The sequence below is a fragment of the Streptomyces sp. NPDC104381 genome (assembly GCF_055583745.1).
On the sequence record NZ_JBVJNK010000001.1, the window covers coordinates 407,708 to 420,362 of the forward strand.

12 protein-coding genes are annotated in these 12,655 nt (G+C 73.5%); 6 read left to right on the forward strand and 6 right to left on the reverse strand.

Annotation, left to right across the window (positions count from 1 at the left end; translation table 11 throughout):
- Window positions 1–48: 48 nt before the first annotated feature.
- Both ACZ607_RS01720 and ACZ607_RS01725 read right to left on the reverse strand, forming a co-directional pair.
- Window positions 49–1,581: a PQQ-dependent sugar dehydrogenase gene (locus ACZ607_RS01720; RefSeq protein WP_469730682.1), complete on the reverse strand. Its 1,533-nt coding sequence runs from the start codon at window positions 1,579–1,581 to the stop codon at window positions 49–51.
- A gap of 235 nt (window positions 1,582–1,816) precedes the next feature.
- Complete coding sequence (locus ACZ607_RS01725; RefSeq protein ID WP_469730684.1) at window positions 1,817–2,755, reverse strand: GlxA family transcriptional regulator; 939 nt, start codon at window positions 2,753–2,755, stop codon at window positions 1,817–1,819.
- 207 nt (window positions 2,756–2,962) lie between these two features.
- On the opposite strand from ACZ607_RS01725, the gene ACZ607_RS01730 reads away from it, so the two are divergent.
- The 6 genes from ACZ607_RS01730 to ACZ607_RS01755 all read left to right on the forward strand — a co-directional run bounded on the left by ACZ607_RS01730 (window position 2,963) and on the right by ACZ607_RS01755 (window position 7,500).
- Window positions 2,963–3,652, forward strand: a complete 690-nt coding sequence (locus ACZ607_RS01730) for a DJ-1/PfpI family protein (RefSeq protein ID WP_469730686.1) — start codon at window positions 2,963–2,965, stop codon at window positions 3,650–3,652.
- A gap of 77 nt (window positions 3,653–3,729) precedes the next feature.
- A complete protein-coding gene (locus ACZ607_RS01735; protein ID WP_469730688.1) occupies window positions 3,730–4,053 on the forward strand; it encodes a hypothetical protein in 324 nt (107 codons plus the stop codon).
- A 2-nt stretch (window positions 4,054–4,055) separates the two neighbouring features.
- Window positions 4,056–4,523 (forward strand): hypothetical protein, encoded by a 468-nt coding sequence (locus ACZ607_RS01740; protein WP_469730690.1) that lies wholly within the window; start codon window positions 4,056–4,058, stop codon window positions 4,521–4,523.
- Window positions 4,524–4,525: 2 nt separating this feature from the next.
- Window positions 4,526–4,819: a DUF3817 domain-containing protein gene (locus tag ACZ607_RS01745; protein WP_469730691.1), complete on the forward strand. Its 294-nt coding sequence runs from the start codon at window positions 4,526–4,528 to the stop codon at window positions 4,817–4,819.
- Window positions 4,816–6,084 carry an MFS transporter gene (locus tag ACZ607_RS01750; protein WP_469730693.1) on the forward strand — a complete coding sequence of 423 codons (1,269 nt, stop codon included), beginning with the start codon at window positions 4,816–4,818 and terminating at the stop codon, window positions 6,082–6,084. The genes ACZ607_RS01745 and ACZ607_RS01750 overlap by 4 nt, the downstream gene beginning before the upstream one ends.
- 321 nt (window positions 6,085–6,405) lie before the next feature.
- Window positions 6,406–7,500 (forward strand): LLM class flavin-dependent oxidoreductase, encoded by a 1,095-nt coding sequence (locus ACZ607_RS01755; protein WP_469730695.1) that lies wholly within the window; start codon window positions 6,406–6,408, stop codon window positions 7,498–7,500.
- 95 nt (window positions 7,501–7,595) lie between these two features.
- Here ACZ607_RS01755 and ACZ607_RS01760 read toward each other — a convergent pair whose 3' ends face one another.
- The 4 genes from ACZ607_RS01760 to ACZ607_RS01775 form a co-directional block, all read right to left on the reverse strand.
- On the reverse strand, window positions 7,596–8,393 hold the full coding sequence (locus ACZ607_RS01760; RefSeq protein ID WP_469730697.1) for a VOC family protein: 798 nt from the start codon (window positions 8,391–8,393) through the stop codon (window positions 7,596–7,598).
- A gap of 83 nt (window positions 8,394–8,476) precedes the next feature.
- A complete protein-coding gene (locus ACZ607_RS01765) occupies window positions 8,477–9,835 on the reverse strand; it encodes a carboxyl transferase domain-containing protein (RefSeq protein ID WP_469730698.1) in 1,359 nt (452 codons plus the stop codon).
- Window positions 9,828–11,291, reverse strand: coding sequence for an acyl-CoA synthetase (locus ACZ607_RS01770; RefSeq protein ID WP_469730700.1), 1,464 nt, complete (start codon window positions 11,289–11,291; stop codon window positions 9,828–9,830). Before ACZ607_RS01770 ends, ACZ607_RS01765 begins: the two co-directional genes overlap by 8 nt.
- 46 nt (window positions 11,292–11,337) lie before the next feature.
- The gene (locus tag ACZ607_RS01775; protein ID WP_469731826.1) at window positions 11,338–12,477 is read right to left on the reverse strand and encodes a nitrate/nitrite transporter; all 1,140 of its coding nucleotides are present in this window, start codon (window positions 12,475–12,477) and stop codon (window positions 11,338–11,340) included.
- Window positions 12,478–12,655: the final 178 nt, after the last annotated feature.

Consider the following 12,655-nt stretch of genomic DNA (forward strand, 5'->3'; position numbering starts at 1 on the left):
CCGGCGGTACGGGCTCCTGGAAGCCCGCACCGCCGTGACCCGGCCGGTTCAGTCGCCGATCGCGCAGGCGTCCCCGTTGAGCAGGAAGCGCGGCGGTGAGGACGGGTCGCCGGTGTGGTCGGCGAGATAGCCGAGGGTGACGCTCGCGCCGGGAGCGATCGTGGCGTTGTGCCCGGCGTCGGACGCCTCGACCATGTTGCCTCCCTGGGTCAGGTCCGTGTTCCAGTCGGAGACGACGGTCTGCCCGAGAGCCAGCGGGAATTCGAGCGTCCAGCCGTTCACGGGGACGCTGCCCGTGTTGGTGACCGTGAGGTCGACCGTCGCGCCCGTACCCCAGGCCGTGACGGTGCGGTCCACCCGGCAGGTCGGTTCCTCCTGTGCGAACGACACCCGGTGCAGGCCGCCGGGCAGATCGTTGACCACGTAGAGCTCCCCGTCCACGGTCGCCCCGATCGACGTCACCTGGGTGGGCATCTCCCCGATCTCCGCCTGCTCGTAGCCGCCCCGGCCGTCCGGGCGCAGCGCCCAGACCGTGGACGAGCAGTAGTCGGTCGCGATGTACGTGCCGCCGGCCAGGTCCGCGTACTCCGCGCCCCGGTAGACCTGGCCGCCGATCACCGAACAGCCGCCCGTGTACGGCGAGTACGTGAAGACGGGCTCGGTGTACGTCTCACCCGCCTTGCAGTCGCCGCCCTCGAACTTCTCCAGGCCCTCGTAGCAGGACCAGCCGAGGTTCAGCCCTCCCCGGCCCGGGGCGAGATGGTCGATCTCCTCCCACCGGCCCTGGCCCACGTCGCCGATCCACATCGAGCCGTCCGCGCGGTCGAAGGAGAAACGCCAGGGGTTGCGCAGGCCGTACAGCCAGATCTCCTCGCGGGCGCCCGGGGTGCCCACGAAGGGGTTGTCGGCGGGTACGCAGTAGGCGAGTTCGCCGCAGCTCCGGCTCACGTCGATGCGCATGACCTTGCCCAGCAGGGTGTCCAGCCGCTGCGCGGAGCGGAGCGGGTCGGCGGAGCCGCCGCCGTCGCCGATGCTCCAGTACAGATCGCCGTCCGGGCCGAACGCGAGCTGGCCGCCGTTGTGGTTGCTGTTCTCGGCGTGCTCCTGCGAGAGCAGGACCTCCAGGCGGGACTCGTCGAGCCGGTAGCGGGCGAGGGTGACCGCTCCGTCGGGCAGCGCCGTGTACGCGAGGTAGAGGTCCTGGCTGTCGGCGAAGTCGGGCGGGACGGCGATCCCGAGCAGACCGCGCTCGTTGCCCGACTCGTCCACGGCCGCCTTGATGTCGACGACCGGGTCCGCCGCCAGGCCGGTGTCCGGGTGGTAGGCGCGGACGGTTCCGGACTTCTCGGTGATGAGCAGCCGGTCCGTGCCGTCGTCGGGGGCGACGATCGCGGTGGGCCGTTTCAGCCCGGAGGCGACCTGGGTGGTGGACGCGCTGAGCGACGTCAGGGGCACGGGCGCGGCGCCCGCCGCCGCTTCCGTACGGGGTGGCGCGGCGTCCGCCGCGGTCGCGGGGAACGCGGCGGGGGCGGTCAGCAGGAGGGCCAGGAGGAGAGGCCCGGTCCAGCGGCGTAAGGACATGTCGGCTCCAGGAAAGAGGACGCTTGCACGGCGGTGGTGCCTGTACGCGGTGGGGGGTTCCATGGAGAAGGAGCGGGACCGCGCTGCGGTGGTCAGCAACGTGGGAGCGCTCCCGCCGCCCAAGGCTGCTCGTCACGGCGCGGTGCGGCAACGCGTGTTTGCGCCACGTTCACGCCGTGTGGCGCAAACGTGGCGGTGACCGGACGGATCGAGCGGTGCCCGCGCCGGCGTCCCCTCAGCTGAACGAGCGGCGGTAGCTGTGGGGGCTCACGCCGGTCGTCTTCCTGAACCGGTCGCGGAAGGCGGTCGGTGAGCCGAACCCGACCTGGGCACCGATGCGTTCGACCGTGTGGCGGGTGGACTCCAGGAGGTGCTGGGCCTGGCGGATGCGGGCACGGTGGAGCCACTGGAGGGGGGTCGTGCCGGTCTGCTCACGGAAGCGGCGGATCAGCGTCCGGGTGCTGATCCCGGCGTGAGCCGCGATGTCGGCGAGGGTGAGGTCGTCGGCGAGGTTGTCCTGGAGCCAGCCGAGGAGGGGCTCCAGGGTGCTGCCCTGCGGGGTGGGCACATGGTCGTGGACGATGAACTGCGCCTGCCCGCCCTCCCGTTCCAGCGGCATTACGGACAGCCGGGCCGCGTCGGCGGCGACGGCGGACCCGTAGTCCTTACGGATCATGTGGAGGCAGAGGTCCATGCCGGCGGCCGCTCCGGCCGAGGTGAGGATCTGGCCGTTGTCGACGTACAGGACGGCGGGGTCGACCTCGACGTCCGGGTGGGTGGCGGCCAGGAGGTCCGCCGCGATCCAGTGCGTGGTGGCCCGCAGCCCGTCCAGGAGCCCCGTGGCCGCCAGCGGGAACGTGCCCGAGCAGATCGAGGCGATGCGCGTGCCGTCCTCGGCGGTGGCCCGCAGCGCGTCACGGACGGCCGGGGAGAGCGGGGCGAGGGGGTTCGCGGTACCGGGCACGATGACCGTGTCCGCACCCTTCAGCCCGTCCAGCCCCCAGGGCGCGCGCAGGCTGAACGAACCCGCGTCGGTCTCCTGCCGTTCGGCGCAGACCCGGACCTGGTACCCGGGGCGGCCGTCCGGGAGGCGGGTGCGGGTGAAGACCTCGATCGGGGTGGACAGGTCGAACGGGATCACCTGGTCCAGGGCGAGGACGGCGACGGTATGCATGGCGTAAACGTACCCCTCCACCGGAGAACCGTCATGGTCCTGAAGGGGACGGATTCATCATCTGCCCAGTTCAAAGGCGTGATTCTCGGTCTGGCACTTTTCCGTGGGTACCTGGCACTCACGCCTATGGGACGCGATGCGCGAGCCGGTTAGCGTCGGGGTGAACCCGGCGCCGGCCGGGCACCCACCGGAACCGAGGCCCTCCCCATGCATGCCCAGATCGTCCTGTTCGACGGATTCGACCCCCTCGACGTCATCGCGCCGTACGAAGTGCTCCACGCCGGCGGCACGGCCTCCGGGGGCCTGGTGAGCGTGGAGCTCGTGTCCGCCGAAGGGCCGCGCGAGGTGGCCGGCGGCACCGGGTCCCTGACGCTGCGGGCCGCCGCGGCTCTCGACCCCGCACGTCCCGGCCTGGTCCTCGTACCCGGGGCCTCCGGCCGGGTCGGCGAGCCGGACGAGGTGCCCGGCCATGACTTCGGTGCCGGGCAGCCGCAGCGGGACGATCCCATCCCGGTGCTGCTGGGCCGCACGCTGACCACCGAGCTGCCCGCGCTGCTGGCGGCGGCGATGGAGAACCCCGAGGTCACCGTCTGCGCGGTGTGCGGCGGTTCGCTCGTCCTCGCCATGGCCGGACTGCTGGAGGGCCGGCACGCCACCACCCATCACATGGGCCTCGACATGCTCGACGCCACCGGGGTCCACGCGGTGCGGGCGCGCGTCGTCGACGACGGCGACGTCGTCACCGGCGCCGGGGTCACCTCCGGACTCGACCTGGCCCTCCACCTCCTGGAGCGCGAGGTGGGGCCCCGGATCGCCCACGCGGTCGAGGAGATGTTCGCCCATGAGCGGCGCGGCATCGTCTGGCGTGATCAGGGACCGGTTGCCGCCGCCTTCTGACGGGCACCCGTGCCCGTTCTCCCGCCACCGATCCACACCCCCGATCCACACCACCCAAGACCTGAGGAAGAGTGCACATGCCCGTCGAAGGCATCTGGGACCTGTCCGTCTCCACCCCGATCGGCACGATCAAGGCCGTCGTCGAACTCCGCAGGAAGGACGGCCTTCTCACCGGGGCCGCCCACGGCGCGGGGGAGGAGGTCCCGCTCCGCGAGGTCCTCCTCGACGGCGACCGCCTCACCTGGAAGCAGGCCGTCACCCGGCCCATGCGTCTGAACCTGGCCTTCGACGTGACGGTCGCGGGCGACACCCTGGCCGGCACCTCCAGGGCCGGGCGCCTGCCCGCGTCCAAGGTCACCGGCCTGCGCCGCACCGCCGCCCCGGCGGCCACGGAGCACTGACCATGACGAAGCTCTTCCTCTCCCTGCACGTCCTGGCCGTGGTCCTGGCGATCGGCCCGGTCACCGTCGCCGCGAGCATGTTCCCCCGGACGCTGCGCACCGCCCACGGCGGTCCCGGCGACGGCGAGACGCTGACGACGCTGAGGATGCTGCACCGCATCTGCCGGGTGTACGGGGTCATCGGCATCGCCGTACCCCTGTTCGGGCTCGCCACGGCGAGCAGTCTCGGTCTCCTCGGCAGCCCCTGGCTGATCACCTCGATGCTCCTGACCGCAGCGGCCGCCGGTCTGCTGGTCCTGCGGATCCTTCCCGCGCAGGGCGCCGCCCTCGCCGCCGTACAGGCACCCGGCCCCGGCGCCGAAGCGCGCACCCCGGCCCGTCTCGCCATGGCCACCGGTGTGTTCAACCTGCTCTGGGCCACGGTCACCGTCCTGATGATCGTCCGCCCCGGCTCCACCACGGGAGCGTGACCGTGTCCCCGCGCCCCCTGCGTATCGCGGCCCACGCCGAACTCGTCTCCCTCGTCGTCATGCTGGCCAACCTGGCCACCGTCCACCTCGGACCCGTCTCCTCCCTGATGGGCCCCACCCACGGCTGCGCCTACCTCGTCGTCCTCGTCGCGACCTGGCGTCACGGGCGGGCCACTCCGGCCGCCAAGGTCCTCGCGGTGGTCCCCGGCGTCGGCGGGCTCCTCGCCCTCCGCAGGCTCGACCCCGAGACGGCCGCCGGACCTGCTCCCTCAGCGGGCCGTTACCATCCCCTGTGACCGAAACAGCCGAACAAGGTGTATCCCGCACCCGCATACTCGCCGACCTGACGCCGCTGCGCTCCTCCCCGGACTACCGGCGGCTCTGGTTCGGGAACACCGTGTCCTGGATCGGGCAGGGCATGACGGCACTGGCCGTCTCCCTCCAGGTCTACGACATCACCGGGTCCGCGTTCTCCGTCGGGCTGATCGGTCTCTGCTCGCTCGTTCCGCTGGTGCTCCTCGGCCTGTACAGCGGGGCGGTCGCCGACACCGTCGACCGTCGCAAGCTCGGGCTCTTCAGCGCGACCGGATCGTTCCTGCTCTCCCTCGTGCTGGCCGTGGTCACCTTCGCCGGCGTCGAAAACCTCGGGCTGCTCTACACGGTCGTCGCCCTCCAGGCCGTCTGCTTCGCGCTCAACTCCCCGGCCCGCAGCTCGATGATCGCCCGGCTCCTCCCGGCCGAGCAGCTGCCCGCCGCCAACGCGCTCAGCGCCATGACGTCCACCACCGGCGGCCTGGCCGGACCGATGCTCGGTGGCCTCATCGTCGGCTGGTGGGGCTACCGGGCGGCGTACACCGTCGACGCCGTCACCTTCACCGCCTCGCTGTACGCGATGTGGCGGCTGCCGTCGATGCTGCCCGACCGGGGCGAGGGGGAGAAGGCCGCCAAGAGGGCCTCCGTCCTGGACGGTCTGCGCTTCCTCGGCACCAGGCCCAATCTGCGGATGACCTTCTTCAGCGACCTGAGCGCCATGGTGCTCGCCCACCCGCGCGCCCTCTTCCCCGTGGTGGCCGTGGTCTGGTTCGGGGGCGACGCGAAGACCACCGGGCTCCTGGTCGCCGCCCCGGCGCTGGGCGCGCTGCTCGGCAGCGTGTTCTCCGGCTGGCTGGGCCGCGTCCGCCGGCACGGGCTGGCGGTGCTGATCGCCGTCGCCTGCTGGGGCGGTGCCATCGCCGTGTTCGGGCTGACCCGGCAGCTGTGGCCGGGACTGGTCCTGCTCGCGCTCGCCGGGTGCGCCGACTCCATATCGATGGTCTTCCGCAACACCATGCTCCAGGCGGCGGTCCCGGACGACATGCGCGGCCGGCTCCAGGGCGTGTTCATCGTCGTCGTGGCCGGCGGCCCCCGGCTCGGCGACCTCGTGGCCGGCTCCGTGGCCGACCTGACCTCACCGACCGTGGCGGTGACCGGCGGCGGCCTCGCCTGTGTGCTGGTGGTGTGTCTGCTCGGACTGCGCTGGCGCGGCTTCGCCCGGTACGACGCCCGGGACCCGCAGCCGTAACAGCGGGTCCACCCCGTGATACGCCGTTGTCCGGGATGCGGGCGGCGCTTGTCGCCGCGCGCACGGCGCGGTCAGGATGCCCGCATGGCCCCAGCTCTTGTGTCGCGCCGCCACGTGGACCTCCTGCGTGTCTCGACCATGCTCTGTCGGGCCGGCCTCCGCTGTCCGTCCTCCAGCTGACGTGACACCCCGCCGGCCCCGACGTCGGCCGACGGGCCCCTTCGCCTTCCCGGTCTCCCCGGACACTCCAGGCCTGCCGGTGCCTCACCGCACCCGTACGCCCGTGGTGCGTCCCCCGCCGCCGTCCCACGAGGATCCCGCATGCCCGACAGCCCGCTCCTGCTCCACTGGTTCCTGCCCACCGGAGGCGACGGCCGCGACCCCGGCGGGGTCACCGCCGTGCAGGGGAGGACCGGCTCGGCCACCCGCCGTCCCGCCGACATCGGCTATCTCGCCCAGGTGGCCCGCGCCGCGGAACAGGCCGGATTCCACTCGCTGCTGACTCCGGTGGGGCTCGGCTGCGTCGATCCGTGGATCCTCACGGCGGCCCTCACCCAGCACACCGACCGGATCGGCTTCCTGGTCGCCTTCCGCGCCGGTTTCGCCAGCCCCACCCTGCTGGCCCAACAGGCCGACGCCTTCCGGCGGTTCGCCGGAGGGCGGCTTCGGCTCAACGTCGTCACCGGCGGCGACCCCGCCGAACAGCGGGCGTACGGCGACCGGTTGGCCCACGACCAGCGCTACGCGCGGACCGACGAGGTGATGGCCGTCCTGCGCGACCTCCTCGACGGCAAGCGCGTCGACCACACCGGTGAGCACCTGACGATCGAGGGCGCCCAGCTCCACGAGCCGGCCGTCGAGCACCCCGTCCCCCTCTACTTCGGCGGCGCCTCCCCGGCCGCCGAGGCCGTCGCCGCGCGCCGGGCCGACGTACAGCTGCTCTGGGGTGAGCCGCCCGCGGCCCTCGCGCAGCGCATCGGCAGGCTCCGCGCCGTCGCCCCGGAACTGCGCTACGGGCTGCGGCTGCACATCATCAGCCGGGACACCGCCGCCGAGGCGTGGGCCGAGGCCGACCGCATCCTCGCGGGCATCGACCCGGAGGCCGTCCGGGCCAGCCAGGAACGGTTCGCCCGCATGGACTCCACCGGGCAGGCCCGGATGGCCGCGCTGCACGGCGGCTCCGCGGGCGCCGCGAAGCTGGAGGTCGCCCCGAACCTCTGGGCGGGTATCGGGCTCGTACGGGAAGGGGCCGGCACGGCGCTGGTCGGCTCGCACGACGAGGTGGCCCGGCGGCTGCACGAGTACCGGCGCCTGGGCATCGGCGAGTTCATCCTCTCCGGCTATCCGCACCTGGAGGAGGCCTTCCGGGTGGGCGAGGAGGTCGCCCCCCGGCTCCGCGCGCTCGACGAGGCCTGAACCCCCGGCTCCGCGCGCTCGACGCGGCCTGAACCCCCGGCTGCCCGCGCATCCGGGGCGCGGGCGGAAGGGGAACCGGACGTCCGGGCGTCGGGTCAGGCGACTTCCGTGACGCCCGGCATCTCGCCGCCGGTCGTCGTCGGGTCGATCACCGAGAACACCGCGCCCTGCGGATCCGTCAGGGCGGCGAACCTGCCGAACGGGATGGTCATCGGACCGAACCGCAGCTGAGCCCCGAGCGACGTGGCCTTCTCCACCGCGGCGTCGCAGTCCGCGACGGTGAAGTACACGTTCAGATGGGCGGGCACCCCGGCCGGGAACTCGCTGCCCATCTTCATCCGGCCGAGCACCGGGTCCGCGCCCAGGTCGTAGAGCGAGAAGTCCATCGCGTCGTCGTCCAGGTGCTTCACCCCGTACCCGAAGACGGCCCGGAAAAAGGCGTCCGCCTTCTCCGGGTCCCGGGTGAAGACCTCGGCCCAGGTGAAGGCCCCGGGCACCGCCTGCGCCTCGAACCCCTTGTGGCCGGCCGCCTGCCACACCCCGAACGGCGCACCGCCGGGGTCGGCGGCGATCACCATCGTCCCGAAGTCGCCGACCTGCATCGGCTCCACCAGTACGTGGCCCCCGTGCTCCCGGACCTTCCCGGCGGTGGCGGCGGCGTCCGGCGAGGCCAGGTAGAGACACCAGGCGGACGGCGCCTCCTGGCCGGGCATGGGCGGGGACAGCGCGGCGACCGCCTTGCCGTCCACGTACGCCTGGGTGTAGTTGCCGTACTCCGGCATCGACGCGCCGTACGTCCAGCCCAGGAGCTCACCGTAGAAGCGCTTCGCCCCCTCCAGGTCGCCGAACGTCCCGTCGGCCCAGCACGGGGTGCCCTCGGTTTCTGCGGCCATGACTCGGACCCTTCTCTCGCTCGGCGGACGGTCCCGCTCGCCACGCTAGCCAAACCCGGCCCGACCGGCGCGCCGAGCGCCTCTCAGCGCTCCGGCGCGGCGGGCCCGACGACCGAGCGGGCGATGCCCAGCTCCACCAGGTCCTGGGGGCGCAGCCGGAGGTGGCCGGCGGTGGACCGTACCTCCTCGGGGCCGCGTTTCAGGATGGCCGCCGCCAGCTCCGGTGCGATCACCGAGAAGTAACTGTCCGTGGTGACATGGGTGTTGTCCGGCGCCGCCAGGGCCAGAGCGCCGCCCGAGCCGCCCTCGCCGATCACCAGCGTCGTGACCGGGACCCGGGCTCCGGCGACCGCCGCGAAGACCTCGGCGATCGCGGCGCCCGCACCGGCCCGCTCCGCCTCCGCGTCGTTGGCCGCGCCCGGGGTGTCGATCAGCGTCAGTACGGGGAGGCCGAGCCGGTCCGCGAGCCGGATCACCCGGGCGGCCGTGCGGTAGCCCGCCGGACGGGTCGCCGTGCCGCACTGCGCGGCGTACGCCACGGGCCGCCCGGCGTGCAGACCCACCCCGCAGAGCAGCCCCGGATCCCGGCCGCCGCACCGGTCGCCGCTCAGCGGCAGCCGGTCCTCGAAGTAGGCGTCCAGATAGGCCTCGGCCCGTGGCCGCCCCGCCGCCCGGGCCTGCTCCACCGCGTCCCAGCCGGTCTCCGGCAGCCCCGTCCGCGACAGCGCCTCCGGCACCGGGGCGGCCTCGGCCGGGCCCGTGACCGCCAGCGCGGCCAGCCAGCGGCCCAGCGTCCCGGGCAGCTCCTCCGGGGTGACGACCGCGTCGATGTGCCCCGCCGCCAGCTGGCCCTCGGCGGTGTACGCGTACGGATCCGCGCCGGCGGGCCGCACACGGGAACCGGCGAACCCGATCTGCGCCCCGGGCAGCGCCAGCACCACGTCGGAGCCGGCCCCGACGGTGGCCCAGCCGCCCCCGGTCGTCGGATCCCGCAGTACGGCGATCTGCGCCAGCCCCTGGGCCCTCAGCCGGGTGGAGGCGCGGGCCACCCGCTGGAGCTGTATCAGCGCGATCATGCCCTCCTGCATCCGGCTGCCCCCGGTGGCGACCAGCGAGACCAGCGGCAGCCGCCGCTCACCCGCCAGCGCGTACGCGGCCTCCAGCCGGTCCCCGGTTCGGCTGCCCAGCGAGCCGCCCAGGAAGCCGAACTCGAAGGCGACCAGGACGCACTCGCGGCCCCCGACGACGCCGGTCCCGTACAGGACGGACTCCTCCTCGCCGGTCCGCTCCGCCGCACGCGCCCGGGAGTCCGCGTAGCCGCTCCAGCCGAGCGGGCCGTCCGGGGGTACGGGGCGCTCGGGCGGCCGGTGCTCCGTGAAGCTCCCGGTGACGGCGGCGACCGCCTCCCGCGCGGACAGGCGGGCACATCCGGCCTCAGACACCGAGCGACCTCTTCATGATCTTGCCCAGTTCGTTGCGGGGCAGCTCGTCGAGATAGCGGACGACGCGGGGGCGCTTGTGCGGGGCCAGCTGGCCCGCCACATGGTCCGCCAGCTCCCGCTCACCGGGGGGTGAGGCGGGGTCCTCCGGCACCACCCAGGCGACGATCCGCTCGCCGAGGTCCGCGTCCGGCTCACCGGTGACGGCCGCCTCGCGTACGCCGGGGTGGTCGAGCAGGGCGTTCTCGATCTCGCCCGCACCGATCTTGTAGCCGCCGCTCTTGATGAGGTCGGTGGCCTTGCGCCCGACGATCCGTACGTAGCCGTCGGGGTCGACCGTGGCCATGTCGCCCGTACGGAAGAAGCCGTCCTCGGTGAAGGCGGCGGCCGTGGCGTCCGGCCGGTTCAGATAGCTGGTGAAGAGGTTCGGGCCGCGCACCTGGATCTCGCCGATGGACGCGGTGTCCTGGAGCACGGTGCCGTCCTCCTCGACGAGCCTGAGCTCCACGCCCGGCAGCGGCGGCCCGACCGTCCCGGCGCGGGGTGCGCCGTCGGCCCGTACGCCCGTGTTCATCAGGGTCTCCGTCATCCCGTACCGCTCGATGACCCCGCGCCCGGTCGCCGCCGTGATCCGCTCGTGGTCGTGGACCGGCAGCGCCGCCGAGCCGGAGACCAGCAGCCGGGCGCCCGCCAGGGCCTTCGTGAGGCTCCCGGCGTCCGCCGGGCGGTCCAGCGCGCCGGCCAGCCGGTGGTACATCGTGGGCACGCCGAACAGCATCGTCCCCCCGGAGAGCAGCTCCCGGGCCACACCCTCCACCGAGAACCGGCCCAGGTGACGCAGGGAGCCGCCCCGGCGCAGCGGGCCGAGGACGCCCAGGACCAGCCCGTGCACATGGAACAGCGGCAGGGCGTGGACCAGGACGTCCTGTCCGGTCCAGCCCCACGCGTCCTCCAGCGCGTCCAGCGTCGCGGCGACGGCCCGGCGGGGCAGCACGGCGCCCTTGGGCGGACCCGTCGTGCCGGAGGTGTAGACGACCAGCGCGGGGGAGTCGTCGGGGGGCTCCGGCAGGGCCGCCTCGGGCGAAGGGGCGGGCGCGGCCGTCTCCACGTCGAGCCGTTCCAGGCCGCCCAGCGCCGACGGCAGTACGTCGTCCGCCCCGGCCAGCACCACCGAGGGCGCGCTGTCGGCGACGATGTGCGCGAGTTCCCGCTCACCGGTCCTCGGGTTGAGGGGCACGGCGGGCACCCCCGCCCGCAGTGCCGCGACCACGGCGACGACCGTCTCCGGGGTGGACGTGGCCCAGACGGCGACCCGCCCCGCTCCCGCGATCCGGACGGCGAGGGAGGCGGAGGCATCGGCCAACCGGTCGTAGGTCAGGACGTGTTCGCCGAACCGGACGGCCTCGGGGGAGTCCGTCCGGCCGGACGCTCCGCGCAACGCGGGCAGAAGAGAGGTCACCGCACCGACCCTAAGGGCTGCCCCCCGGGCCCGTCAGGACCGCCCGTCAGCTCTCACGCCGGATGGTCCGCATCCGGCCGTAGGCGTACACCGCGCCCGCCAGCGCCAGGTCGGAGAGCAGCATGAAGCCGATCGAGTACGAGTCCTTCGCGCTGTAGATCGCGCCCATGACCAGCGGCGGCACGAATCCGCCGAGCCCGCCCATCGCGCCGACGATGCCGGTCACGCTGCCCACCTTGGCCTGCGGGGTCACCTGGGAGACCAGGGCGAAGACGCTTCCGCTCGCGGTGCCGAGCCCGGCCGCCATGCAGAGCAGCGCGATCGTGCCGAGCGGGTCCAGCGGCGGGTCGAAGGCCTGGACGATGGCCATCAGCGCCGCCAGCAGCAGCGCCCCGGCCGTGACCAGGGCGGGGTGGACCCGGTCCGACAGCCAGCCGCCGATCGGCCGGAAGACGACCGTGACCAGCGCGAACCCGGCCGCCTTGGTGCCCGCCTCGGTCGGTGACATCTCGTACCAGGTCTTCAGGTACGTCGGCAGGTACACCCCGAACGCGACGATGCCGCCGAAGCCGATCGCGTACAGCGCGGACAGCTCCCAGGTCACCCGCAGCCGGCCCGCCTCGCCCAGCCGGTGGGCCAGGGAGTCGGTCGGCACCTTCCGGTCCGGGTGGTCGGTGATGAGGACCGCGGCGAGCAGCGAGTAGACCAGGAGGGCGCCGGCGACGATCCAGAACGGCAGGTTCACGTCGTGCTCGGCGATCCTCGGCGTGAAGTAGCCGGACAGCGCGACGCCGCCCATGCCCATCCCGAACACACCGAGCGCCAGGCCCCGTTTGTCGGGCGGGAACCAGGAGTTGACCAGCGGGATGCCGATCGCGAACGTCGTGCCGCCCAGCCCGAGCAGGAAGCCGACCGCCAGCATCGCCCCGTAGGAGTCCTTCGCCGGGATGAGCAGCAGCACCGGGACGATCGTCAGGGCCGAGACGGCCGGGAACATCAGCCTGGCGCCGAACTTGTCGGTCAGCGCGCCCGCCGCGATCCGGCCGAGCGAGCCGACGAGCACGGGCACCGCGACCAGCAGCGACTGCTGGAAGGAACTCAGCCCGAGCCGCTCCTTGAAGTCGCCGGACAGCGGGGAGATCAGGTTCCACGCCCAGAAGGTGAGGGTGAAGCCGATCGTCGCCATGATCAGGTTCCGGTAGGCGGCGGCGGATGGTCTCCGGACCGGGGCGGGGGCCTGCTGGGCGGTTGTGTCCACACCGCAAGTCAAGGGGCGGAGGGAGGGCGTGGCACGGCGGACTGGGCCATCCGGGGCGGGCCGGTTCCCGGCAGACGCCCCATGGGCACAGGGCCCTTCCGGGGCC

Coding starts and splice junctions, on each gene's coding strand:
- ACZ607_RS01720 (WP_469730682.1), bottom strand. CDS start 1,581: ATGTCCTTACGCCGCTGGACCGGGCCTCTCCTCCTGGCCCTCCTGCTG.
- ACZ607_RS01725 (WP_469730684.1), bottom strand. CDS start 2,755: ATGCATACCGTCGCCGTCCTCGCCCTGGACCAGGTGATCCCGTTCGAC.
- ACZ607_RS01730 (WP_469730686.1), top strand. CDS start 2,963: ATGCATGCCCAGATCGTCCTGTTCGACGGATTCGACCCCCTCGACGTC.
- ACZ607_RS01735 (WP_469730688.1), top strand. CDS start 3,730: ATGCCCGTCGAAGGCATCTGGGACCTGTCCGTCTCCACCCCGATCGGC.
- ACZ607_RS01740 (WP_469730690.1), top strand. CDS start 4,056: ATGACGAAGCTCTTCCTCTCCCTGCACGTCCTGGCCGTGGTCCTGGCG.
- ACZ607_RS01755 (WP_469730695.1), top strand. CDS start 6,406: ATGCCCGACAGCCCGCTCCTGCTCCACTGGTTCCTGCCCACCGGAGGC.
- ACZ607_RS01760 (WP_469730697.1), bottom strand. CDS start 8,393: ATGGCCGCAGAAACCGAGGGCACCCCGTGCTGGGCCGACGGGACGTTC.
- ACZ607_RS01775 (WP_469731826.1), bottom strand. CDS start 12,477: ATGGCGACGATCGGCTTCACCCTCACCTTCTGGGCGTGGAACCTGATC.